Annotated in this window: 16 protein-coding genes and 1 tRNA gene; 7 read left to right on the forward strand and 10 right to left on the reverse strand. The window is 64.0% G+C overall.

Translation table 11 applies throughout. The features are described 5' to 3' along the window. Window positions 1-190 precede the first annotated feature (190 nt). Window positions 191-1,618 (forward strand): adenylosuccinate lyase, encoded by a 1,428-nt coding sequence (gene purB / locus Pla108_RS00325; protein ID WP_146441361.1) that lies wholly within the window; start codon window positions 191-193, stop codon window positions 1,616-1,618. Between the two features lie 29 nt (window positions 1,619-1,647). Here the strand turns inward: purB and Pla108_RS00330 are convergent, their stop codons facing one another. From Pla108_RS00330 to Pla108_RS00345, 4 genes are all read right to left on the reverse strand, one after another. Further along, a complete protein-coding gene (locus Pla108_RS00330; protein ID WP_146441363.1) occupies window positions 1,648-2,103 on the reverse strand; it encodes a TadE/TadG family type IV pilus assembly protein in 456 nt (151 codons plus the stop codon). A 48-nt stretch (window positions 2,104-2,151) separates the two neighbouring features. Then, the gene (locus tag Pla108_RS00335) at window positions 2,152-3,315 is read right to left on the reverse strand and encodes a pilus assembly protein TadG-related protein (protein ID WP_146441365.1); all 1,164 of its coding nucleotides are present in this window, start codon (window positions 3,313-3,315) and stop codon (window positions 2,152-2,154) included. Between the two features lie 85 nt (window positions 3,316-3,400). Next, entirely contained in the window at window positions 3,401-4,045 is a 645-nt protein-coding gene (locus tag Pla108_RS00340; protein ID WP_146441367.1) for a hypothetical protein, read from the reverse strand. 175 nt (window positions 4,046-4,220) lie between these two features. Further along, window positions 4,221-4,682 (reverse strand): methyl-accepting chemotaxis protein, encoded by a 462-nt coding sequence (locus Pla108_RS00345; protein ID WP_146441369.1) that lies wholly within the window; start codon window positions 4,680-4,682, stop codon window positions 4,221-4,223. A 435-nt stretch (window positions 4,683-5,117) separates the two neighbouring features. On the opposite strand from Pla108_RS00345, the gene Pla108_RS20690 reads away from it, so the two are divergent. From Pla108_RS20690 to Pla108_RS00355, 3 genes are all read left to right on the forward strand, one after another. Next, entirely contained in the window at window positions 5,118-5,291 is a 174-nt protein-coding gene (locus Pla108_RS20690) for a hypothetical protein (protein WP_197526381.1), read from the forward strand. Beyond that, on the forward strand, window positions 5,288-6,046 hold the full coding sequence (locus Pla108_RS00350; protein WP_146441372.1) for a phosphatase PAP2 family protein: 759 nt from the start codon (window positions 5,288-5,290) through the stop codon (window positions 6,044-6,046). Before Pla108_RS20690 ends, Pla108_RS00350 begins: the two co-directional genes overlap by 4 nt. Window positions 6,047-6,289: 243 nt before the next feature. Continuing rightward, window positions 6,290-6,363: transfer RNA gene (locus tag Pla108_RS00355), tRNA-Arg, on the forward strand. A gap of 141 nt (window positions 6,364-6,504) precedes the next feature. Here Pla108_RS00355 and Pla108_RS00360 read toward each other — a convergent pair. From Pla108_RS00360 to Pla108_RS00370, 3 genes are all read right to left on the reverse strand, one after another. Beyond that, window positions 6,505-7,137, reverse strand: coding sequence for a response regulator transcription factor (locus Pla108_RS00360; RefSeq protein ID WP_197526102.1), 633 nt, complete (start codon window positions 7,135-7,137; stop codon window positions 6,505-6,507). A 431-nt stretch (window positions 7,138-7,568) separates the two neighbouring features. Next, on the reverse strand, window positions 7,569-8,147 hold the full coding sequence (locus tag Pla108_RS00365; protein WP_197526103.1) for an ANTAR domain-containing response regulator: 579 nt from the start codon (window positions 8,145-8,147) through the stop codon (window positions 7,569-7,571). Window positions 8,148-8,616: 469 nt separating this feature from the next. Continuing rightward, entirely contained in the window at window positions 8,617-12,750 is a 4,134-nt protein-coding gene (locus Pla108_RS00370; RefSeq protein WP_146441377.1) for a PAS domain S-box protein, read from the reverse strand. A 745-nt stretch (window positions 12,751-13,495) separates the two neighbouring features. Between Pla108_RS00370 and Pla108_RS00375 the strand changes: the two genes are divergently transcribed. Continuing rightward, a complete protein-coding gene (locus Pla108_RS00375) occupies window positions 13,496-14,146 on the forward strand; it encodes a response regulator transcription factor (protein WP_197526104.1) in 651 nt (216 codons plus the stop codon). 66 nt (window positions 14,147-14,212) lie between these two features. Here the strand turns inward: Pla108_RS00375 and Pla108_RS21540 are convergent, their stop codons facing one another. Beyond that, window positions 14,213-14,467, reverse strand: a complete 255-nt coding sequence (locus Pla108_RS21540) for a carbon storage regulator (protein ID WP_449240198.1) — start codon at window positions 14,465-14,467, stop codon at window positions 14,213-14,215. Between the two features lie 496 nt (window positions 14,468-14,963). On the opposite strand from Pla108_RS21540, the gene Pla108_RS00385 reads away from it, so the two are divergent. Continuing rightward, complete coding sequence (locus Pla108_RS00385; RefSeq protein ID WP_231934216.1) at window positions 14,964-16,946, forward strand: amylosucrase; 1,983 nt, start codon at window positions 14,964-14,966, stop codon at window positions 16,944-16,946. A 25-nt stretch (window positions 16,947-16,971) separates the two neighbouring features. Here Pla108_RS00385 and Pla108_RS00390 read toward each other — a convergent pair whose 3' ends face one another. Next, on the reverse strand, window positions 16,972-19,083 hold the full coding sequence (locus Pla108_RS00390) for an HAD-IIB family hydrolase (protein WP_231934218.1): 2,112 nt from the start codon (window positions 19,081-19,083) through the stop codon (window positions 16,972-16,974). Window positions 19,084-19,284: 201 nt separating this feature from the next. Here Pla108_RS00390 and Pla108_RS00395 point away from each other — a divergent pair, with 201 nt between their 5' ends. After that, the gene (locus Pla108_RS00395; RefSeq protein WP_197526106.1) at window positions 19,285-20,235 is read left to right on the forward strand and encodes a PfkB family carbohydrate kinase; all 951 of its coding nucleotides are present in this window, start codon (window positions 19,285-19,287) and stop codon (window positions 20,233-20,235) included. Between the two features lie 126 nt (window positions 20,236-20,361). Here the strand turns inward: Pla108_RS00395 and Pla108_RS00400 are convergent, their stop codons facing one another. Then, a complete protein-coding gene (locus tag Pla108_RS00400; RefSeq protein ID WP_231934220.1) occupies window positions 20,362-24,075 on the reverse strand; it encodes a bifunctional proline dehydrogenase/L-glutamate gamma-semialdehyde dehydrogenase in 3,714 nt (1,237 codons plus the stop codon). Between the last annotated feature and the right edge of the window lie 142 nt (window positions 24,076-24,217).

Genomic DNA, 24,217 nt, shown 5'->3' on the forward strand with positions numbered 1-24,217 from the left:
GAAGGAGATGGGGGGATGGCGTCTTGTCGTTGAATACCACGCGGCAACGCGCCCGCTACCCAACTTTGAACGTTACGAACTCGCATTTACACCCGACGCGAAAGTAACAACCCGCTTGGGCCCGGCGCAACCAACCGCCATCCCCTGATCCCCCTTCATCCCCAACATCCCCCTTCCACAACTCACCTGCATGCCCAACGACGTCTACGAAAACCCGCTAATCAGCCGCTACGCCTCGCGTACGATGGCGACGCTCTGGGGCGCCCAGAAAAAGTTCTCCACCTGGCGACGGCTCTGGGTGGCGCTCGCCGAGGCGGAGGCCGAGCTCGGCCTGCCGATCACCGACGCCCAAATCAAAGAACTCCGCGCGAAGGTCGACGACATCGACCACGACGCGGCAGCGGCGTACGAAAAGAAGCTCCGCCACGACGTGATGGCCCACGTCCACACGTACGGCGACGCCTGCCCCGGCGCGAAGGGGATCATCCACCTCGGCGCCACCAGCAACTTCGTAGTCGATAACGCCGACCTGATCATCGTCCGCGAGTCGCTCGAGCTCATCGCCAGCCGCTTGGCGACCGTGATCGACGCCCTCGGTGACTTCGCCGAGAAATACCGCGACCTGCCGACGCTCGGCTTCACCCACCTCCAGCCGGCCCAGCCGACCACCGTCGGCAAGCGCGCGACACTCTGGTGCTACGACCTGGCGCTCGATCTGGCGGAAGTTGAGCACCGCATCGCGTCGCTCAAGGCGCGTAGCACGAAGGGGACGACCGGCACGCAGGCGAGCTTCCTCGAACTGTTCGAGGGCGACCAAGCCAAGTGCCGCGAGCTCGAGAAACGCGTCGCGGCCAAGATGGGCTTCGACGCCTCGTACGCCGTCACCGGCCAGACCTACCCCCGGAAGATCGACGCCCAAGTGCTCGACTGCCTGTCGGGCGTCGCGGCAAGCGCGCACAAGGCGACCACCGACCTGCGGATCCTCGCGATGCGGAAAGAGATTGAGGAGCCGTTCGAGCAGCACCAGATCGGCTCGTCGGCGATGCCCTACAAGCGGAACCCGATGCGCAGCGAGCGGATCGGCGGCATCGCCCGCTTCGTCATGAGCCTCGCCCAGAACGGCGCCGCGACCCACGCCACCCAGTGGATGGAACGGACGCTCGACGACTCGGCCAACCGCCGGCTATCGCTCCCGCAGGCGTTTTTGGGCGTCGACGCGATCCTCGTCATCTACGAGAACGTCGCCCGGGGGCTGGTCGTCTACCCCGAGGTGGTCGGCAAGAACCTGCGCGAGGAACTGCCGTTCATGATCACCGAGAACGTGCTGATGGAGGCGGTCAAAGCGGGCGGCGACCGCCAGGACCTCCACGAGAAGATCCGGCAGCACAGCCAGGAGGCCGGCGCCGTGGTGAAAGGGCAGGGGGGCGCCAACGACTTGCTGGAGCGCCTACGGGGCGACGCCGACTTCGCCGCGGTCGACCTCAACGAGATCGCCGACCCGTCGCAGCTAGTCGGCCGGGCGCCGCAACAAGTCGACGAGTTCCTCGCCGAGGTTGTCACGCCGATCCGCCAGCGCTACGCCGATAGGCAGCCACCGGCCGAAGAGCTGCGCGTTTAGCTAATTCGGACAGGGTGGTCCAAGCGACGTTAATCGAACCCTTCCTTTCGCATCACCGAGGTCGCGGTCAGCGTTTGCCCGCCTAAGAACCACGGAGTCGGGCTCCAGCTGACGGACAAGAAGTCGACAGAGAGCGTCATGGTGATGAGTTCACCGGCTTTTGCGGACCCAGGATCGGGGGAGACCGTCGCGGTGACGCCCGGCACCGACGCGCCCGAAGCATAGCTAACTGCCGCGGAAGTCGCGTCGCTGCTTGTGCCATTGAGCGTCGTCGCCTCGCGCGCCCCGACACGGGAGGCGCTGATCAAAACCTGTTGGACCATCAAAGCTCGGCCGATCTCGATGCAGCCAAGCACCATCAGAAAGAATAGGGGCGCAACAATCGCAAACTCAACCGCCGCGACGCCGCGTCGCTCGTCGCGCCGTCGCTCGTCGCACTGTCGCTCGTCGCACTGTCGCTTTCTGCGGGTCGGGTAAAGTGCCATCGGTTGGCGTCCAAAGGGCGGGGGGGCTCGGGTCGTTCTCGCAGGTGTTTACTGCAGCAGCACTGCCGGCGAGTAGACTTGGTAGCTTGTCCCCGTGACGGTGGTCGGCACGACGCCGCTTGTGAGGACGGGAGCCATCTGGATGGTGAGGTGCTTCTTGTTCATCGGGCCAGTGAGCTTGACGTCCATGATGCGGATTCCCTGCCACGCGACGATCGTGTAGATCGCGTTGTTGCCCGGTCCATTCACTTCGCGGAAGATCGGGATCGTCCGCGGTTCACCCTTAATCGCAGCGAGCTCATCCTTTACGCCGGCGCTAATGCCGGTGTCGCCGTTGAGCGTCAGCTTGCCACAAGCGTCAAACACAAGCGGCTTGCCGAGCGCGACGAAGTCGGCTGGGCTAATCCCGTAAAGGATTTGGCGGGCGATGTCGTTCGTGCTGTTGTTCGAGCCGCCGATGTCCACCGTGCCGCGATTGCCGGGTGACCCGGTCCCCTGCGGATAGAGATTCACCTCGACCTTGCCGTCCGAGCCGGGCGAAACGGCGCCGGCTTCTTCGTTCCATTGGAAGGCGTCGTCGCCGCAGCCCGCGAGCCAGTTTTGGTGCGTAACTTCGTCGAGGGCGAAGGGCAAGAGGTCAATGTTCCCGCCGCCCGACGGCGACTGGAAACCGCCCACGTTCCGCACGAGGCCGGCAGTCGCCTCGGCTTCGAGTGACTGGGTCTTCAAGCCGAAGATGCTGGCGAAGAACAGCGGCGCCGCGCCATTGAGCGTCGCGTCGCGTCGCACCTTGACTCGGGCCGCGTTAAAGAGCGACGGGTTGGAGGTGTCCAGCGTGCCGGGGCTTCCGAGGCTCGCTAGGTACCCGAACACCAAGTCGCCGCTCGGTTCGTTCGCGTAATTAGCGGCGATCTGTGGGGAGACGCGGCCGACCACGTTGTTACTGGCGACAGTCGCGGCGCCCGCCCGTCCAGCGAGCTCGCAATCCGCCGCTGTCGCCTCATCCGCGAGCCCCGACGCGTAATTCCAAGCCGCCGCCATCGCCGCGGCGTCGGCTGTCCGTTGCAACTCCTCCTTGACCGAGAGCACATAACCGACGTCGACGCTGAACGCCACCATACCGAGCATCACGATCGAGAAGATCGCTGCTAGGACGGTGATCGCACCGCGGCGATCTCCCTGGCGAAGGTTTCGGTTTCTTAGGGCGTACATCGGATCACTCCTCACAGCAGAGATTGGCGGACGATATTGAATCGACTTGCATCGCGCCCAAAGGCTCCGGCCGAGCTGGCCACGCTTAAGGATCCAGGTCGGCGTCGATGTCGATGGGCGCGATCATCTCTTGCCAATCATCCTCGCCGTCGAAACGCCAGCGAAGTTTCTGCAGCACCAAGGAAGAAACGCGGTTGCCGGCGTAGCCGATCCCTGATTCGGTCAGTGACGTCGCCGGCTTGTAGTCATTGAGGCGTGACAGTTCCGTGGGGCTGCTGACGCGAAGAGATCCGTCTCCACCGAACGCGCCCCAGGAGGCCGATTCGCCGTTGACAACCTCAAACACTAGCTGCCCGTCGCTGAGGGAGAGACGTTGGGTCCAACCGACCGTCTCCTCGTCGGTGTCGAGCGCTTGATGGCTGGGCGAGTTCGCTACCGAACGGCAAGTATCGCCGTGCCAGTGCTGCGTCTGGACACCCCCTGCGGCAAAGTCGGGGTAGCTCCAGTGATTGAGCGACACGAGGAAGAAGTGATCGTCGGTCCCACCCGCGGGAGACATCACCATGCTCACTTGCGGGGCGCTCCGCAACGCGTCGGGGCCGCCGACGCTGAGCGTCCAATGCTCCTCGATCTCGACAACGTCCTGCGCGAACGCCGGCGTCGCAAAGAGCACGATGGCTTGGGATACTTGCCAAACGCGCAGCACGCCACGCAGTACGGGACTAGCCATCAGAGTCGGCTCCAGGCGGGGGTGGATCCGCTTCCACCGTGCATCGAAGAATCGTTTGAAGAGATTCGAGTCGTCACCGACTCGGGGGGCGTGCGGAGTGTCCTTCACCCAATCTTAAACGTAGGCCATTTTTCGCGGTGGATTCCGAACTGCAGTTCGGATTGCGGTAGCCCGTCTACGCCGATGGGGCGCCCCCCTCTCTGCGACCAACCGCAGGGGGCCTCTCGATTCGGGCCTGCATTGCGTTGAAGGCGTCGGCAAACTCCTGCCAGTAATCGCCGTCGCGAAAGCGGATGGGATCGACATGTTCGCCCGCCGCGGCTGCACGCATCGCTTCTCGCAATCGAACCATCGGGCCGACGAAGCGGTTTGTAAACCGCATCAGGTCGAGCAGAACGACGGGCATGATAAGCGTCGCAACCACCGACGCGACCGCCATGCAGGCCAGCAGCGCCCGCAGCCTGTCGGGAGACTCCACGAGCGCCGCGACGCCGGGGGTGACGAAGACCCATCCGATCACCGTCAGCATCCCAAACACGGCCACACTGAACGCCCAGTAACGGGCGGCCCGCAGGGCGATCCCGCCCTGCACGTGACGATCGACGAAGTAGTGTTTGCGCAGGTGCTTCTTTGACATGCGTGCCCCTGAGAGGATGTGGCCAACTCACCCCGCACGCAGCGGCGTCAAGCGTCGTGCGGGCGGTGAGCGGCCAACAAAAAGCCTAGCTCACAATCCGCCCGCAGGCCGGTCGCGGTTGTCCGCCATTCGAAGAACACCAGGACGGCTGAACGTCGTACCGAAAGATCACCGACCGAAGCCACATCCGTGTTGCAGCGGAGAGTTGGGGGTGCGACTGGCACGTCGAATGCAACGATACGAGCAACAAGCGGCCGTCGTCTTTCGATGGACGCCTGGAATCCAGTCTGTCCGTTCAACAACCACCCCAAGGATTCTTGGCGGTCAGGCGCCCACCCGGCCCGTTTGCATGGACGCAACGCAAGGGGTCATGACGACCCAGGGCGGGGCGCCTCGCCGCGAACAGCCCCTCTACCCTCTCTCCAAGGAACTATGATGTCGCGCGCTTTCAAGTCCTGCTTCGCTCTCAGCCTGCTCGGTTTCGTCGGTCTCTTCGCGGGCTGTTCGAACAAGGAGAAAGTTGTTGATGTCGAGACTCCCAACCGCGACGTCGAGGTGACGCGTGACACCGAGACCGGTGAGGTCGATATCGACGTGGAACGAGAGTGATCCCGACTCCGCCATCGACATCTAGCAAGCCGCTGTCCGAATCGTGGCGGTGGAAGCTCGCGGCGCTTGCCGCGGCTGCCGCCGTCGCCATCTTCGGATTTGTGCGCTTGGCCGAGGTCGTCGCACGCGGCGAACTGCGCGACTTCGACCAGGCGTTGCTCCTTTCCCTCCGTGAACCAGCGGACCCCTCGGACCCTATCGGCCCGCGGTGGGTCGAGGAGTCGATGCGCGACATGACGGCGTTGGGTGGCCTCGCGGTCTCGTCGCTCGTCACCGCTGGCTCAGTCGCGTGGCTAGTGATCTCTCAAAGGCGAGTCTTGGCGTTGTACGTCGCCTGCGCCGTGGTGAGCGGGATCGCGGTCTGTCTTGTTCTCAAGTCGACCTACGACCGACCCCGTCCCCAGCTCGCGCCGCACGGTTCGCACGTCTATACCAAGAGTTTTCCGAGCGGTCACACGATGACCGCGGCGACGGTGTATCTCACCCTCGCCGCCTTACTCGCGCGGAGCGAGCCGAGGCGGGTCGCCCGTGTCTTTCTGTGGACCGTCGCGATCGGCGTCACCGCGATGGTGGGGATCAGCCGGGTCTACTTAGCGGTCCACTGGCCAACCGATGTGGCGGCTGGGGCGGCGTTGGGCGTCGGTTGGGCGATTCTCAGCGGGTGTGTCGCGCTGCTCCTGGCCCGCCTCCTCCGGCGGACGCCTTCCACCAAAGCGATCGCTGAGGGCCTTGAGGACGCCAACTCGCCTTCATGATCCCCGGCCGACGGCGGCGTCAACCGCTCTTTCGGCCAGACGCGGCGTCCGAATAGTTGGAAGGATCTCGGGCGCCCTCCCCGGGCCCGACGCCAACAAATCGGTTTAAATCGATCGCTGAACGCGCAAGGGGCCAATAAATCGCCACCCCGGTTAGAACGAGCCCGATTGAGCGAACCCCGGGCGTGCGTCAGAATGGCCCCGTCGCCGAGCGGACCGACGTCCCCCCCGGCCCAACCCTTCGCGCCCGTAGCTCAGCTGGATAGAGCAGCGGACTTCTAATCCGCAGGTCGCTGGTTCGAGTCCAGCCGGGCGTGCTTTGCTTTGCGGCGGCTTTGGGGGCGATTGGGGCCGCCCTGAGTGGCGGCTGTCGGCGCGTCAGGACTGTTATGTCGCGAACCGCTCTCGTATGTCGCGAACCGTTTTCGAGGGCGGTCGGAGGAGAGGGTGGGGGCTTCTCATGACATCGAAGGCCGCTCTCGCACCGAATTCGCTTGCCGCAGCAGTTTCAGCTCGGTCGCCTTGACGGCTAGTTCCGCCGGCGTCGCGACGCCGTACTTGTGGTAAATCCGCGCGCGGAAGTTCTCGACGCTCCGGATCGAGACATCGAGCGACTTGGCGATCGCCTTGTTGGGGAGCCCGTTCAGGAGCTGACCGAGGATCTTCGTCTCCCGTTCCGTCAGCGCGTCGTGAGCCACTTGCAACTGGCGGATCCGTAGGGCCCGTTCGTGCTTGACATCGTCGGCGGCGACCGCGTTGGCGACCTCCAAGAGCAAGTGCTCACAAGAAGTCGGCTTCTTGATGACCGAGAACGCGCCCGCCTTCATCGCGGTTACCGCGGTGGCGACGTCTACCGAGTCACTGCAGAAGAGGAGCGTGTAGGGATCGTCGCTGGCCGCTAATTGGCATAGCAGTTCCAAGCCGCTAGGTCCTTCGTCAAACGACAACTCGCTGAGCACACAGCAGGGGCGTTGAACGACAGCGCGATTCTGTAGAAACTCTTTAGCGGTCGTGAAGCCTTGTGTCGCGTAGCCTTCTCGACGAAGAACGGTGACCAAGGCGTCGCGACTCTCTGCGACCGAGTCGAGCACGTAGACGTGTCGAAGACGAGAGCGGCCAGGCTGAGCTGAAACCTCGCTTCTGCTGTGATGACGCATTCGGCATTCCTTAGGCGCGACGCCTGCCTGCTGCCATCGCCTGGGGGCTCGGCGGCAAATTGCAGCGGCACGCAGCGACCACGGGTCGCCGCTAGCACTATTGCGCAGGGCAGATGTCAAAGGTTGTTGAAAAGCGCGAGTGAGAGTCACTCACGCGCTTGCGGGCGTCATCACCCGCAATTCATGGCGCCCGCCGTAGGCGCCGAGACCGCTCACCGTTCATCGGGAGCGTTACGGTAGACTACTATCTATTCGAGGGTAGTCAACTGCTTTAGTCATCGTCTTGTTTCTCTGAAAACGACAGACGATCTGTCATTGTGCCTCTCAACGGAGTGCTATCGTGGCGCCTGGGGGGGGTGGGCGGATTACGGCTGATCGAATGCGTCGCCGACTTCAATAATCGACTGTGCGATTGCAACGATTTTCCTGTTCTTAATGCTCGCCAGATCCTGCAGACGTCGGTGGGCTTCGTGCTCGGTCAAACCGGTCCGTTGCATCAGCACGCCCTTCGCCCGTTCGATCAACTTTCTTTCGGCGAGGCTCCGTTGCAGCTCGTCCGTCTGAAGCAGCAGCGCATTGAGCTCACGAAAACGTTGCGAGGAGATCTCGATATTGGCCCTGAGGTTGGTCGCGTTGATCGGCTTGACGAGGTACGACATGACGTTGCCGTCCTTCGCGCGTTCAATGAACGTCGGATCGTGGTGACCGGAGACCACAATGATGGGCGTGAGGCTCACCGCCTGGATTCGTTTCGCCGCCTCAAGACCGTCCATGTCGGGCATGGAGATGTCGGTGATCACCAGGTCGGGAAGATGCTCCGCGCAGAGAGAGATGAGCTCTTGACCCGTTTGCGCCGTCGCCACGACCCGATGCCCCATCTCCGTCAGGTAGACGACGATCTCTTCGACCAGCAGCGGCTCGTCATCGGCGACGACAATTCGCAACGAATTCGGCATCGGGACCGATGGGAGGTGGAACGAACGATGTTAGGAAAAGCAACCGGAGAACGTCGTCGGACCAACGCGGATTATACCCCGACTCACCATCGCAACCCCAGGTTAGAAAGACGCCGGTTGGGAATGCTGACTCGAACAACCTGACGAGCAATGCCGTCGTGGGCGACTAGCCACCCAAACCGATATCGCCGGTCTGTTCTTGCCAGCCCCGCCAGGGTCCTTGTGTACGAGAAGGTCGGATTCACGGTGAGGGGACCTCGTCGGCTCATCGAGTGGCCGACGTACGCCGCCTCAAGACTGCCTTATCGGCTTCCGGGACGGGCTGATCAACTGGGATATTCCTAGGGGGACGCGGATGATCGATCCGCTCAGTGATGTGGCGGGCCTATATTGTTAAGTTCCTTGTCAGAGTCTCGGTGTTCGGGTCGCCTCCATCGGTCTGTCGGCCTGCGATTCTCTAATTCGAGGTGTCGGGATTCGGTCTTGGCAACTTGAAACGGCCATGCAAGAAGTCGATTAGCTCTTCTTGAAGCCGGTGGGTTTCTTTGCGGAGTTTTTCGACCTCAAGGCCAATGTTCAAGTCGCCATCCCGGATCGTGTTCTCGATGTGGAACGCAACATGGTCGGCCACCGCAGCGTCAAACAGACGGTAGTGGTTCTTCAGTCCCTGCGCGCATTTCAGCAGCGAGTCGGCATGGCCGCGCTCCATCGCTTCGAGCAGGCTTTCGAGAAGGTCGTCGGTTTCGTGGACGCTGATTTCAGCCAACTTCTTGAGGAGCGCGACATCGCCATTGGCGGACTCAAGGGCGACGGACCAATCGACGATGACCGATCGCCGGGATGGCTGCGCCGAAGCGTTGGGCGGACCTTCGGGGGGGGGCGGACCGGATAGTGTCGCGACGACGCCACCGATTCCTCGCAGGGCGTTGATCAAATCGTGCTGTTGAAATGGCTTGGAGAGGTAGCCGTCCATTCCGGCTTGCAGGCAGCGATCGCGGTCGCCTTTCATCGCGTGGGCCGTGATGGCGATGATCGGCGTGTGTTCGCCGTACTCCTGCTCGAGCCGTCGGATGTGTCGAGTCGCTTCGATGCCATCTACTTCAGGCATTTGCACATCCATGAGGACGAGGTCGGGACGTTCGTTGCTCCAGAATTGAACGGCCTCTCGCCCGTTGCTCGCTACATCGACTCGGTAACCCTGTTGCGTGAGCATGTCAGCAATCAGGGTTCGATTGGCGCGGCTGTCTTCGGCAAGAAGGATGCGGAGCGCCGAGGGGGCGTCGACGGAGGGCGCAGACGACTCGGATTCTAAGGACGGCCTTTCGACGCAGTAGCACAATTCAGCGGCGAGGGCGATCATGACCGACTCATACAACGCCCGCTCGTCAATCGGCTTCACGAGGAACCCGGCGAGGCGTCCATCGAAGGCGTGCGAGGCCTCGTCGTCACGTTCGGATGAGCCCAGCACGATCACCGGGGTAGTGAGGTGGCCGACTTCAGCGGCGAGAGGTTGCGTGTCCTTGCTGTCACCAACGGTTGGCGTGTGCTCATTAACCACGAGCAACTGGTAGGGGGCGCCGTTCGACTCGGCGACGCTCATTCTTGTGACCGCTTCGTCGGCGTTCGTTGCGGAATCGGGCTCCATGCCCCAGGATCGCAGCGCTTCGGAGACCTGGTCGCGGCATCCCTCGTCACCTTCGATGACGAGGACGCGCCGCCCGTTGAGCGACAGCTGCGGCCGGCGATCGGTCTTCTCGAGTTGATCCGTCGCCGTCCTCAGCCGCGCCGTGAAATGGAAGGTGGAGCCGCGACCCTCCTCGCTCTCGAACCAGAGGCGTCCCCCCATCATGGCGACCAACCTCGACGAGATCGCCAGACCCAACCCGGTCCCGCCGAACTTCCGCGAGGTCGAGGCGTCGGCTTGCTCGAACGCCTCAAAGATCGCCTCCGACTTATCGGGGGGGATTCCGATGCCCGTGTCGTGCACCGCGAAATGCAAGAGGATCTCGCCCTCCACTCGGTCAGCAGTGGGCTCTGCTTCTCGTTGCACCGTCAGCCAGACGTCCCCCTTCTCGGTGAACTTGAGGGCGTTCCCTAGCAGGTTCACGATCACCTGCCGGAGACGGCTGGGGTCGCCCTTCAGCGCGGTCGGCACGTCGGGGTCAATTTCGTACGACAGATCTAAGCCCTTAGCGTCCGCCTTGAGACCGAGCGCCTTCACGACGCCGCCGACAAGTTCATGGTGGTCGAAGTCGGCGTGCTCGAGCCGCAACTGGCCCGCCTCGATCCGGGAGAAATCGAGGATGTCGTTGATCACGTTGAGAAGCGAATCGGACGACTCGAGGATAATCTCGGTGTACTCTTGCTGCTTCTTACCGAGTTCGGTTCGCAGCAGCAGCTCGGAGGCCCCCATGACGGCGGCCATCGGGGTTCGGATCTCGTGGCTCATATTGGCGAGGAACGAGCTCTTCGCGCGGTTGGCGCTCTCCGCGGCTTCCTTCGCGGTCGTCAACTCGCCGAGCGCTGAACTAAGTTCCGTCGTCCGCTCGGCGACCCGTTGCTCCAGCGATTCGTTAACGCGCTTCAGCTGCTCTTCGGCCTCTTTGCGGAGCGTGATGTCCGCGATCGTGCTGAGAACGAAAACGCCGTCGCTCATCCGGACAGGACTCAACCCGATTTCCACAGCGACTTCGGAGCCATCCTTGCGAAGCCCATAAAGGTCTCTCCCAGCGCCCATTTGGCGGGGCTTGGCGTTGGCGAGATAGCCCGCCCTGAGCGTGGCGTGGTCGGTCCGGAGGCGTTCGGGCAGGAGCCTCTCGATGGAGGCGCCGATCATCTCCTCGCGGTGGTATCCGAACAGGCTCTCTGCGGCGGCGTTCCACAGCACGACCAACCCGTTCGAGTCGGTCATGACAATGGCGGTGGGGGCCGCTTCGACCGTGGTGCGGAACCGTTCCTCATAGCGATCACGTTCCTTCTCGGCGGCAAGGCGCCTCGTGATGTCGCGGGCGATCTTCGAGACGCCCTTTAGATGTCCCTCTTCATCCTGGATGGGTGAGACAGAAATCGAGACGTCGATGAGAGCGCCCGATTTGTGCAACCGCTGGGACTCGTGGTAATCGACCCCTTCGCCGCTCTGTACGGAATCAAGCAGCATGCTGACGTCACCCCAGAACGCGGGAGGCGACAGCATCGACACGTGGCGGCCAACGACCTCGTCGCTCGCGTACCCGAAGAGCCGCTCGGCGCCGTCGTTCCAACTGACAATGACGCCATCGAGGTCGGTGCTGTAAATGGCGTCGCCCGACGAGGTGATGATCGCGGCTAAGCCTTGCATCTCGTTCTCGGCGCGCCGTCGCTCTTCAATCTCGCGCTTCAACGATACCGTTGTGTCGTTGACTTTCTGCCGCATTCGCTCGAAGGCGCGGGCCAGGACGCCAATCTCGCCCGACGCGGAGGTGGGGGCTTCCCTCGGCGAGTCGGCAGTGAACTCGTCGACGGCGAGCGTCATCTGCTCAAGCGGCTTGGTCAATGTCCGCGAGGCAATGACCGCTAAGGCCGCCGCACAGAGCGCCGCGCACATCCCTGCGACGAGGCTTGACCAGCCGGCCGCTTTCGAGACCTCGTTAATCGCCCCGCGTGAGACCGTCTCGATAATGTAGACCGTATTGCGATCACTTAGTGCGATCGAGCGGACGGCCGCGTAGTGGCTCTCTTGGTTGCGGTCGGTCGTCCAGGCATCGGGGACGCTTGCGCCAGTCGGCGTCGAAGAGATGATCGCCGCCGCAAGCTCAGGGAAATCTTCCTGCAAGCGGTGAGACGTCCGCAGATCGGCGCCAAACTCCTTCGCTTCGTCGGGGTTCGCTAAGTAATTGCCGACTTCATCGACCGCATAGACGGCTCGATGCTCGTTGTTCGCTTCCCGTAATCGTTGGAGCGCTGGCGCCGCATTGATGTTTAGGACGATCGCCCCGAAAAACTCGCCGCCCCTCGTGCGCACGGGGGTGGCGGCGCGTAGCACCGGCTGGTGTGGCGACTCGATCTGGCCATGCTCTCGGTTGAGATTGATCGAACTCAGCAAGACTTCGCCTACGGGCGCCATCGTCGCCCTAACGAAGTAGTCACGACTCCCTTTTTGCTGGAGCTCATCAACCGCAACGTTCTCGACAGCCCCCCCCTCGCTCGACCGATTGACCCGGACCAACTCTCGGCCGCCGTCCGCTACGCCAATGAGACGGAGCTGTGAGTAGAACGGTTTAGCGTTCACGACGGAGTGAAAGAGGCCTTGTACTTCGGACCGCAGCGTCTCGACCGACTCCGCGGACTGCTCAGGCCCCCGATCGGTGTCGCCGCGGGCGCTGACGAACTGGGCGATCGCGGGCGCGCCACGCACCGCCGCGATGTCTTCGGTGGCGCTGCGAATCGTCGCCTCCAGGTCGGCGGCGAGCAGCGACGCATGAGCGCTGATCTGGGCGACTTCGCCAGGGACCACAACCGACTCGAGGCTCCGCCGAACTAGCAGCGCTTGGACCGCGGCGGTCGCCAGCGCGACGAGCATCATGGCGAAGACAAGTCGAGTCGAAAGCTTCATGCCGGAATGTTTTGGCCTAGCAAGGGCGACACAAGTCGGGGCAGCGGAGTTGGACGAAGAGATATTGTTGGGAGTCACGCGAAGATTATGGCATCCAGGCGACGCCTCCCGAAGCGCTGAATCGCGGATTCCCACGGGGCGGACTATTAGGCGGATTCACAGTGGCGGACCAGAGCGTCGAGATGTTGTGCCTGCCCCAAGAATCGGCCTTTTCATCCAGAACCGGTTTGACGGAGAAGGTGGGTGAGCCTCGATAGCGGAAATCACGCTCTGCTCTTTTGGGGTGCGTCACGAGCGGTAGCCATCGTCAGGAACCTTTTGCCCGGGAGCAACAAGGTGACAATGTCGAGCGCGCGATTCTTGCTAGCGTAGAAGTGGCTCGGTCGGCCATTCGAGCGTGATGACATGTTTGCAACTCTTGAAGCGACGGAGTCAATTCAAAGCCTTGCCAATTGACGCCGACGGTTTGATACCAAATCTCCGAAAATGGAGCCGGACGACGCTGCGGAAACTACGTTCCAGAGGCCTCCCATGCAAGCAACCGGATGCCGCGAGTCGTCAAGCTTCGCGCCGTCCCGTGGACGAGGCCGCCGGACAACACGCATCAGATCCTCTCTGTCTAGCCGGCGCAACTTGCTATGCTGAGACATGGCTATCGACGCTGCGGAGTAGGCGCCAATCGCACGACAATTGGTCTCAGCCGCAGTACTCAACAGCGGTTCTCAACCGCCAACGTTTGATCCTCATGGTAGACGGGCAACAGAGCGATTCCGATTTGCAGGTTTGCCCCGTGGTGTATGTCGTCGAGGACGACGAGCCGTACGCTGCGTGGCTCGATGAGGTTCTACAGTCGGCGAACCTGACAGTGCGGCTCTACACGCATCCGTCGAAGTTCTTGGCGGAGTTTTCGGTGGGCTCGGTTGAGTGCATCATTTTGGATGTTCGACTTCCTGAGATGAGCGGGTTCGAGCTGCACCGGAAGCTCGTCGAGCGCGGCGTGCCCACCCCGGTCATGATGATTACCTCCTTCGGCGAGGTTCCCGACGCGGTCGAGGCAATCCGAGCGGGCGCCGTCGATTACATCCAAAAGCCCGTGAGCGCGGCGGCGTTGCTGGACCGAGTTCAGAGGGCTTTGCAGGTTTCGATCGATCAGCAGGAGTCCAACAAGGACCTGCTGGCGATTCGCGACAGCTTCCGGACGCTCTCCCCGCGCGAAGTGCAAGTCCTCGACTTGTTGCTCGAAGGGAAGACCACCAAGCAAGTCGCGATGTCGCTCGGAATCGGCTTGACGACGGTTGATTTCCACCGCCACAACGTCCTGCAAAAAATGCGGGTTGAGAACGTGGTGGAGCTCGCGCACGTGATGGATCGGTACAACCAGTTGAAGCCTTCCTAGGCGGCGTCGACGGAAGCAATCGGCGTGCCGAAAAGAGGCACCCCGATCATGTTGTGAGACCTCGCCCTAGCGCGATCGCCCCACGCTCCTTTTCTTTGCAGCGTCTCTTTCTTCCATTGCGCGTTGGTCGCCGGTTCTCAGCTCTTGACGGACAACCGGAACTTTTCGGGGCGCCTCGATACCGAGACGTGTGGTTTGCTTGGTGGCGCCAAGCACCGTGATGCTGATGTCGCCACCGATGACGATCGTTTCGCCCGCCCTCCGGCTGAGAACTAACATGGTTCTGCCCCAGTTAGGATTGAGAGTCGCCCCGCAAGACATGACTGCCGTGCCATGAGGGGACAAATCGAGGTCGGCGAGTGTGCCTTCGTGTTTGTACACTGACTATTGTGATATTCCCAGCACCGACGCGGAATGATTCGCCAGAGCCGATTGCCGGCAGGCCGTCGCTGCCGTTTCCGTTCGACGGAAGGCGTCGTGCTCGAGCGCGTGACAACGCGCGTTCGCCGATCCAATCGACGCGTTCGCCCGCGTTGTCTCTGTGGCGCCGATGCCATGTAGCAGACGTGCGGTACGCGCCCCTTCGCAAGGGTCGGGGGGGTCGCGGTGATCAATGCATCGCGACGGATGAGTTTTCGACGCCGCGCATCGACGCGTCACCAGAATCTGGGATCGGCTCCCGCATCTGAAGCCCGCGCAGGCTCTTTTTTGGGGGTGAGGGAGCCTCCCGCCAAGAACAGCGGGGCCGGTCGTGCCAGGCCCCGTGCCCAAGCTAAACTAGAGCGGTCTTTGAATCCGCTCCCCAACGTCCTGCGCCGTGCCATCCCTACGACTTGACCTATCCGTACGATCGAACACGACACTGCAGCGCCTGCGCCCGCGGTTAGAAGAGCGGTACGCGCACCGGGTCGACCCGGGGATGTGGGAGTCCTTCAAACGGCGTCTCGAAAGCCAATTCGAGGCGTTATTCGCCCCGGTTTTCGCCCTTTATGGCGATCATTACGACTTTTTCTTCCACCTCGAGACCATCGTCCAGACGATCACCGAGGCGTGGATCGAGCGTGAGGGAGGCCTGTGCGGGCTCGACGCTCTGCGGGAAGAGGACCGCAGCTGGTTCCAATCGCACCGGATGGTGGGCGCCACCTGCTATGTCGACCTCTTCGCGGGGGGGTTCAAGGCGTTGGGCGATCATCTCCCTTACCTGAAAGAGCTGGGGATCACCTACCTGCACCTCATGCCGATCTTCCGGAGCCCCGAAGGAGAGGACGACGGGGGCTACGCGGTCAGCGACTACCGCAATGTCGATCCGAAGCTCGGCACGGTCGAAGAGCTGCGAGAGGTCGCCACGCTGTTCCGGCAGCATGGGATCTCTCTGGCCCTGGACTTTGTCCTCAATCACACCGCCGACGAGCACGAGTGGGCGAAGCGGGCCCTCGATGGGGACCCCAATTTCCAGGCCTACTATCGGATGTTCCCCGACCGGGAGCTGCCGGACGCCTACGAGCGGAATCTGCACGACGTCTTCCCCGACGATCACGACGGCGCGTTCAGCTATCGCCCCCGCATCAAGCAGTGGGTGTGGACGACGTTCCACACGTACCAGTGGGACCTGAACTATGCGAACCCGGCGCTGCTGCGGCAGATGACCGAGGAGATGCTCTTCCTCGCCAATCTTGGCGTTGAGGTGATCCGCATGGACGCGGTGGCGTTTCTCTGGAAAGAGCTCGGCACCGATTGCCAGAACCTGCCCCACGCCCACGACGTGTTGCGGGTCTTCAGTGCGGCCGCGCGGATCGCGGCGCCGGCGACGACGCTCAAGAGTGAAGCCATCGTCCACCCGGACGAGGTCCGCAAGTACATCCACATGGATGAGTGCCAGCTCTCCTACAATCCGCAGTTGATGGCGCTGCTGTGGGACGCCTTGGCGACGAGAAAGACCACCGGCCTGCGTGTCGCGATGGAGCGGCGCTTTCAGATCGACCCGGGCTGCGCCTGGGTCAACTACGTGCGCTGCCACGACGACATCGGCTGGGCGTTCTCCGACGAAGAAGTCGAGGCCGCCGGCTTCGACCCGCGTAGCCACCGCCGCTTCTTGACGAAGTTCTACACGGGGCAGCACGAGGGGAGCTTTAGCCGCGGGCTCGTCTTCCAAGAAAACCCCGAGACAGGCGACGCGCGGGTGTCGGGCATGACCGCTTCGCTGGCGGGACTCGAGCACGCGATCGAGATCGACGACCCCGCCGAGATCGAGCTCGCGATCCGCCGCATCGTCTTGCTGCACGGCGTCATCATGACGATCGGCGGGATGCCGTTGATTTATCTGGGCGACGAAATCGCCATGCTGAACGACTACGGGTTCGAGGACGACCGAGAGAAGTACGCCGATTCACGGTGGGTCCATCGGCCCCCCTTCGACTGGGAACGCAGCGAACGCCGCCACGACAACAGCACGCCCGAGGGGCGCGTCTATCAAAGCCTGCAGCGGCTGATCCAGTTGAGGACGCAGAGCCTCGCGTTCGACCGGGCCGAGACCGAGTTTGTCGATGTCGGCAACGAGCACGTGTTCGCCTTCTTCCGCAACCGCGACGAGCACTCGGCGCTGATCATCGCCAACTTCTCGGAGAATCCGCAGTCGATCTCCGCTAAGCGACTGCGGAACCTGGGGCTGAGGAAGACCGTCGTCGACACCTTCAAGGGCGAGGTGATCACCGCCGGTCACGAGCTCGACGTCGAGCCGTATCAGCTGATGGTCTTGGCGACCGGCTCGTCGCACGCGGCGGCGCGGGCCGCCCTCGACTAGCGTCCGAAAACCGCTCGTGGGGGGCCTACAGGAAGTCGAAGTGGCGGAGCCCCTCGATGACGCCGGCCGCGTAGTGCGACTCGGCGAAGTAGACGCGGGTCGCCTTGGCTTGTCGCAACGAGGCGAGCTCGGCGTCGTGGTTGCCGACGACGATGCCGGCCGTCTGGCCTTGCAGCATGTCGCGGTCGTTGCCCGAGTCGCCCGCCGTGGCGATGTGTTCGATCGGCAGACGCCACTTGTCGGCCAGGTAGCGGACCGCCTTGCCCTTCGACGCCCGGTGCGGCAGTAAATCCAGGAACGTTCCGTGTGAGAGGACCAGCGAGTAGGCGCTCTTGGTGGTGGCGAGCACGTCACGGACCTTCCGCAGGGCGACTTCGCTATCGACCTGCGCGTCGACGTCGTAGCTGATCTTGAATTCGCGTTGGGCGTAGTCGCGCTCTTGGAGTTGGAGGAAGCTCAGCGAAGAGAGCGCGTTGCGGATCCGCTCGGGGTGCCATCGGGTGCGGAGCTTGCTGGCCCAGCCGCGATCGGGGAGGAAGTCGCTCCCGTAATAGATCTCGGCCCCGACGGAGCAGATCGCGAGGTCGATCTTATCGATCCCGGCGTACGCGAGCGCTTCTCTCGTGAGTTCGATCGAGCGGCCCGAGGCGATGCCGAAGCCGATCCGCCCGCGGTGCTCGGCGAGCAGGTCGCAGAGTTGACGCATCGCGTCGTCGTCGCCCAGCAGGGTGTTATCGATGTCGGTGATAAGCATCCGCTCGACCGCCGCGAGGCGTTTGCCGACCGCGGGGGACTCGAACTCGTCGGGTGAGTGGTGGGCAGCTTTCACGAGGGGTTTAATCTCCTTGACGAAACGCTCGGCGTGGGTCGCCCAGCTGTAGTGTTCCCGGACGCGGTTGATCCCGTTGCTCGACTTGGTCTCCCAGTCGGCCGAGTCGGTGAGCACGTTGAGCAAGGCGCCCGACACCGCGTCGAGGTCGGTGACGTCAACCAGCACGCCGCTCTCGCAGTTCGCCGCGATGTCTTGCGGCCCGCCGTTGTCGGTGACGACGAACGGGAGCCCCACGGCCGACGACTCGATCGCCGTCAGCCCAAAGAGTTCCGTGAAGGCCGTGTTCACAAAGACGCCGCGCGACGCGGCGGCGAGGCGGTAGAGCTCGGGGACCTCGAACTGCGAGTCGTGGTTCTTCGGGATCGCCATCTTCCCGTAGAGATTGTACCGGTCCATCGCCAGCAGCATGTCGGTGAGGACCCGCTGCTCGTTCTCCGGCATCTCTTCGATGTTGTTGCGGATCCCGGCGAGGATCACGAGGTTCGCGATCGCCTGTAGCTGATTGCTCTGGCCGTAGGCCTCGATCAACGCGCCGATGTTCTTGCGGCGGTCGGGGCGACACAGCGCGAGGATCAGCGGCTTGTTCTGATCGAAGTGGAACCGTGAGAGCTCGTTTGTGATCCGGATGCGGGCTTGCTTGAAGCGCTCGTCGATCTCGGCGGAGGGGAGGTCGTAGTCGTAGTAGGGGAAGAAGCGTTCGAGGTCGGTCCCGGGAGGGATCACCTGGAAGTTCGCTTCCGGGCGGCTTGGGTAGAGTCCCCATTGCGAGGCTTGCTCGTGGCGGGTGCTCGTCACGATGAGGTCGGCGACGCCGAGGCAGTCTTGCTCGACCGCGATGCGTTGATCCATCGACAGCGTCTTGTTCGCTTGATCGACGGTCCAGCCTTCTTCGAGCAGGTACTCGAGCTTACTCTTCCCCAACGAGTGCCCGGTAAAGACGAACGGCGAGCCGAAGGCGGCCGCCACCTCCATGGCGATATAGCCGGCGTCGGCGTAGTGGCCGTGGACGATGTCGGGGATGCGTCCCTCGCCGCGCGTGAAGGCGATCATCGCGTCGACGTACTCGTCCAGATGGGGCCAGAGCCGCTCTTTCGCCATGTAGCGTCCACCGCCGCACGGCAAACGGACCAACCGACATTTCGGGGCGATCATCGAGATCGGCTCGTCGTACTCGGGATCCACGCGCTTGTCGCGCACCCGACGGGTGAAGAGGTCGACCGCTTCGACTTCGGGGCGTTCGCTGAGGCTCTTGGCGAGCTCGAGCACGTAGCGGATTTGCCCGCCCGTGTCGGCGTCTCGGCCCATCTCTACATTCGTCGGGCGGATTAACCCGTGGATGCTGACGAGCTGTAGGTACATAGTCTTAGTAAGGACACACTAGGAGGGGCAGCGGCAAACCAAGAGAGCTTGCGGGGTGGGTAGCGACTCGATCATTCCGTATCCTAACGGATGGGGGCCCCTAGCCGAACCACCCCCGACGCCCGACTCCGACGCCCGCCGAGCCTCATGCCTGCCGCAAAAGACAGCCGATCGGCCCCGCTCATCGTCGGGCTGGGAGAAGCACTCTTCGACTGCTTCGAGGACAAGCAAGTTCTCGGCGGCGCGCCGCTGAACGTGGCGATCCATGCCGACGCCTTGCTCCGCCCCCACGGCGGCTCGGCCGTTACGGCGACGCGGGTCGGCAGCGACCCGCTCGGCGACGAGGTGGTGCGTACGCTCCAGCAGCGGAAGGTGGCGACCGATTGGGTGCAGCGCGACGCGAACTCTCCGACCGGACGGGTGCAGGTCACGTTGGACGAGCAGGGCGTTGCTAGCTACGTCTTCGAGAAGAATTCCGCGTGGGACGCGATCGAATTCACGCCCGCCTTCGATGAACTGGCCGGCCGGTGTGATGCGGTTGCGTTCGGCACGCTCTGCCAGCGGAGCGAGACGAGCCGCCAGACGATTCAGAAGTTCTTAGCAGCCGCCTCCGGCGCGGTTCGCTTGTTCGACGTCAATCTCCGGCAGGACTACTACTCGACCGACCTGCTGCGGGACTCTCTCCGACTCGCCAACGCCGCGAAGGTGAACGAAGAGGAATTGGCCATTCTCGATGAACGGCTACTTGGCGGCGCCGGCGGCGAGCGACCGATGCCGGGGGTGGCCGCCGATCTGCGTGAGAAGTTCGCCCTCGAGTGGGTCGCCGTGACGCGGGGTCCCCAAGGGGCCGCGCTGATGAACGCCGACGGCTGGATCGAAGGCGAGCAGCCCGCCGCTCTGGAAGAGGCCGACGCCAACCGCGACACCGTTGGGGCGGGCGACGCCTGTTGCGCCGGGCTGCTGACGGGGACGCTGCTCGGTTGGCCCGCCGCCAGGACCCTCTCGCTGGCCAATGCGATGGGATCGTTTGTGGCGTCCCGCTCGGGCGCTACGCCCGAACTGCCGCAGCGGATCATCGACATTGTTCAGGCCGTTTAAACGCGGTTCAGGCCGATTGAACGCGGTCGCCGACGCCCCGGCCCGCCAAGCAGATCGAACGCCTCCGCCGCAGAGGCGACGTGCCCGCGGGGGTGGTGTCCTGACCGGCCATGGCGAATCGACCCCTCAGGACGTTGCCGCGGGCGTTTTCTGCGCCTCGCGCGGCTCTTCGGAGCGCCGGCCCAAGTTGCCGTAGCGGTGGTAGTCGTGCGAGACGCTCTGCTCTTGGACGCACCACAGCAGTTCGAGCCGGCCGCTGGGGCTGACGGGGGCGTCGGCGACATACGCGAGCGACTCGGCTGCCGGCTCGCGGACGATCGCCGGGACCCGGTCGGCGGCCGCGTACCGGAGGCGGAGGCCACGGTCGGGAGCCTTGGCGGCGATCGCCTCGTCCGACTCGGTGAGCGTCTCGAGTCCAGCGCCCCATGCAACCGACGCGTCGTCGAGCGCGGCGATCAACGCGACGAGCTCCGTCGGCAGGTCGGGCGGCGAGCTCACCACGACGCGGCACCCAAGCGACCGCGCCGCCATCACCCGTCCGATCACCTCGCGCGGCGTATCCTTGCTGTGCAGCCGAACGATGATTTGATTGAACGGTAGGTAGCGACGAACGTTGTCCTGGCCAAGCAGCTCGAAGTGGTCGTGACGGGCGAGGAACTCCTGCTCGGCCGCCTCGGCGTAGTCGACCGCGGCGCGACGCAACCAGGCCGCGTCGGCTTCGTGGAGAGCGCCGCTGGTCTGTAGCTCTTCTACGAGCGACGTCAGGGGCGTCCTTTCGTCTTCAGAGGCCTGGTCGGCAGATGTTGTTGCATCGACTGACGGCTGAGCCGATTCCTCAAGACGCATCAAGGTGGCGACATAATTGGGGCCGCCGGCCTTTACCCCCGGCCCGACCGCCGAGAGACCGCGCCCGCCAAACGGCTGGCGGAGCACGATCGCGCCGGTTGTCGACCGGTTGATGTAGAGGTTGCCCGCTTGGATGCCGGCGAGCCACGTGGTGTGCTCCCGGTCGTCGAGGCTCTCGAGGCCCGAAGTCAGGCCGTAGCCGGTCGCGTTGACGAGGTTGATCGCTTCTTGAAGGTGTCGCGCGCGCATCACGCCGAGGACCGGCCCGAAGAACTCGGTTGTGTGCGTGTAGCTCCCGGGACGGACGCCCCACTTCACGCCGGGCGAAACCTGGGCGGGATTGCCATCGATCGACAGGCGGGGCGTAACGGCCCAGCTCTCCCCCTCTTCGAGCTCGGTGAGGCCCCGCAACAAGTCGCCCGACGGGGCGTCGATCAGCGGCGCCATCCGCGACTTGAGGTCCCACGCGCTGCCGACCCGCAGGCTCGAGACGGCGTCGATGAGCATCTCGCGGAACGGACGGTCGTGATAGACCTCGTCCTCGAGAACCAACAGCGACGTCGCGGAGCACTTCTGCCCCCCGTGCCCGAAGGCGGAGTGGACGACGTGCGCGATCGCCAACTCGCGGTCGGCCATCGCGGTGACGATCGTGGCGTTCTTGCCGCCGGTCTCCGCCAACAGACGCATGTCGGGTCGGGCGGCGAGCATCCGCCGGGCGGTCTCGGTTCCGCCGGTGAGCAGCACGTGGTCGACCGCCGGATGCGTGACGAGTCGCTCTCCCGGTCCGGCGCCCGAGCACGGGACGAACTGCAACGCCTCGCGGGGGACGCCCGCGTCCCAGAACGCTCGGCAGAGCCTCCAAGCGGTCAGCACCGTGTGGCTGGCCGGCTTGAGGATCACCGTGTTGCCCGCCGCCAGCGCCGCCGCGACGCCGCCGCAAGGGATCGCCAGCGGGAAGTTCCAGGGCGAGACAACCGCGACGACGCCGCCCGCCTGCGCCTCGAGCCGGGGCGTGTTGGACCAGTCGACGGCCGAAGCCCCGTAGAAGCGGCAGAAGTCGATCGCCTCGGAGACCTCCGGGTCCCCCTCGGTCAACAGTTTGGCGCCTTCAGCCAGCATCACGCCAAGCAGCTCGCCACGGCGCTCGGCGAGCAGGTCGGCGACTTTCGCGAGGGTGTCGCGTCGTTCTTCGGGTGAGCGTCGGCGCCAACCGCTCGGGTCGCTCGCGGCGCAGGCGACGGCCCGGTCGACGTCGTCGTCGTTGGCCAACCGGTAGTTGGCGACGACCACCCCGGGACGTGACGGGTCGGAGGAAGGCCGCCCTTCGCGGTCGAGGATTTCCTCGCCGGCGATGGCCAGGGGGGCGGTCTCGGCCCGGCTGTCGCACCGGTCGGCCCATTCGGAGACGATCGATTCGGCCCACTCGCTGTGGTGGGGCGCCGCCCACTCGGTGTCGGGCTCGTTCACAAAGTCCGCCACGGTGGCGGGCGCCGCAATCGGCGTGAACGGCGCGCTGCGGCGGTCCTGGCGACGGTGCGGCTTCTCTTCGAGCTCGTCGATCAGCTGCAGGGAATCGATGAATTGCGATTCAAGCCGGCGCCAGTCTTCGGCGCCGGGTTGGATGTTGAAGGCGTGCCGCAAGAAATTGTCGGGCCCGGTGTTCTCGTCCAGCCGGCGGACGAGATACCCGATCGCGTGCAAAAACTCCTCCCGTCGACAGGCGGGGGCGTAGAGCAGCATGTCGGGCGCCAACTCGGTCACGGCCCGGCGCTGGTGGTTCGCCATGCCCTCAAGCATCTCGAACTGGACACGGTCGAAGGCGTCCGCTTCGGCGACCATCGCCAACGCGTAGCCGACCGTGAACAGGTTGTGCGAAGCGACGCCCAGCCGTACCGCCTCGAGATTCTCCGGCCGGAGGCCTTCGCGCAGCATCCGCAGGTAGTTGGCGTCGGTCTGGGCCTTCGTCGAGAACGGGGCGAGACGCCAGCCGTTGAGGCTCGCCTCGACGCGCTCCATCTCCATGTTCGCGCCCTTAACGATCCGCAGCGTCACCGCCGCGCCCCCTTCCGCGACCCGGCGCCGCGCCCAGTCGCAAAGCTCTTTTTGCACAGCGAACGCGTCCGGCAGGTAGGCCTGGAGCACGATCCCCGCCGACACGTTTTCCAGCCCGGGACGGTTGAGCGCCTGGCGGAACGCCTCGAACGTGAGCCGCATGTCGCGGTACTCTTCCATGTCGAGGTAGACGAACTTGGGCACGACGGTCCCGTCGGGACGGGTGAACTTCCCCTTGGCCGCGGCTTGAAAGAGCGTCTCGAGGCGGTCGGCCAGCACGCCGACGGTGTGCCGGCGGGCGATCGGCGTGATCTGCGAGAAGAGCGTCGAGGCCTTCACGCTCATCACCTCGATCTCGTCGCGGCCAAGCATCGAAAGATAATTTTGGAGTCGACACTTCGCCTCGGCTTCGCCCAGCAACGCCTCGCCGAGGTGGTTGACATTCATCCGCAGCCCCTCGCGGCGGCGGGCCTGCAGGTGGCGTCGCAGGTGCTCTGGTTCGGCCGGCAAGACGACGTTGGCTGTCTCGCGCTGCATCTGGTCCTTCACCAGCGGCATCGCGACGCCGGGCATGTAGCCGCCGAAACTCTGGAAGCCGGCCAACAGGCCCCGTTCGATGGGGCTGAAGAAGCGAGGTACTCCCTGTACGTCGAGGATATGGATCAGCTGGTCGGCCGAGCGACGCGAGCCGTGCGCTCGGAAGGCCTGATCGGTCATCTCGACGAGCGTCGCCTTGTCGCCCGGGCTCTGCAGCATGCGGTCAAGCTCGGCTTGCTGACGCTTTTCCTGCGGCGTTTGCAACTTGCCGGCGCGCTCCTGGAGCTTGCTGGCCAGCAGCAACGCACGCTGCGCCACGGGCTCGAGCGGAGAGTCCGGGTCGATCGGCAGCTGATCCAGTAAGCTTTCGGTTTTCGTGGCGGAGGGCGTCGACGCCATAGTCATCTTTTTATTTCGGTTTCGTTACGATTCGATTGCTATCCGCGTCGCCGCCGTGCGGGCCGGCTTCGGAAAGGCCAGCTCGGGGGGGAACTCACGAGTTCCGCCATTCGTCGCGCGAGCCGGGGCGTTCCAAGGGCGAAGTTCT

Source organism: Botrimarina colliarenosi (assembly GCF_007859955.1).
Classification (GTDB): domain Bacteria; phylum Planctomycetota; class Planctomycetia; order Pirellulales; family Lacipirellulaceae; genus Botrimarina; species Botrimarina colliarenosi.

Coding starts and splice junctions, on each gene's coding strand:
- purB (WP_146441361.1), top strand. CDS start 191: ATGCCCAACGACGTCTACGAAAACCCGCTAATCAGCCGCTACGCCTCG.
- Pla108_RS00330 (WP_146441363.1), bottom strand. CDS start 2,103: ATGGCACTTTACCCGACCCGCAGAAAGCGACAGTGCGACGAGCGACAG.
- Pla108_RS00335 (WP_146441365.1), bottom strand. CDS start 3,315: ATGTACGCCCTAAGAAACCGAAACCTTCGCCAGGGAGATCGCCGCGGT.
- Pla108_RS00340 (WP_146441367.1), bottom strand. CDS start 4,045: ATGGCTAGTCCCGTACTGCGTGGCGTGCTGCGCGTTTGGCAAGTATCC.
- Pla108_RS00345 (WP_146441369.1), bottom strand. CDS start 4,682: ATGTCAAAGAAGCACCTGCGCAAACACTACTTCGTCGATCGTCACGTG.
- Pla108_RS20690 (WP_197526381.1), top strand. CDS start 5,118: ATGTCGCGCGCTTTCAAGTCCTGCTTCGCTCTCAGCCTGCTCGGTTTC.
- Pla108_RS00370 (WP_146441377.1), bottom strand. CDS start 12,750: ATGAAGCTTTCGACTCGACTTGTCTTCGCCATGATGCTCGTCGCGCTG.
- Pla108_RS00375 (WP_197526104.1), top strand. CDS start 13,496: ATGGTAGACGGGCAACAGAGCGATTCCGATTTGCAGGTTTGCCCCGTG.
- Pla108_RS21540 (WP_449240198.1), bottom strand. CDS start 14,467: ATGTCTTGCGGGGCGACTCTCAATCCTAACTGGGGCAGAACCATGTTA.
- Pla108_RS00390 (WP_231934218.1), bottom strand. CDS start 19,083: ATGGGCCGAGACGCCGACACGGGCGGGCAAATCCGCTACGTGCTCGAG.
- Pla108_RS00395 (WP_197526106.1), top strand. CDS start 19,285: ATGCCTGCCGCAAAAGACAGCCGATCGGCCCCGCTCATCGTCGGGCTG.
- Pla108_RS00400 (WP_231934220.1), bottom strand. CDS start 24,075: ATGACTATGGCGTCGACGCCCTCCGCCACGAAAACCGAAAGCTTACTG.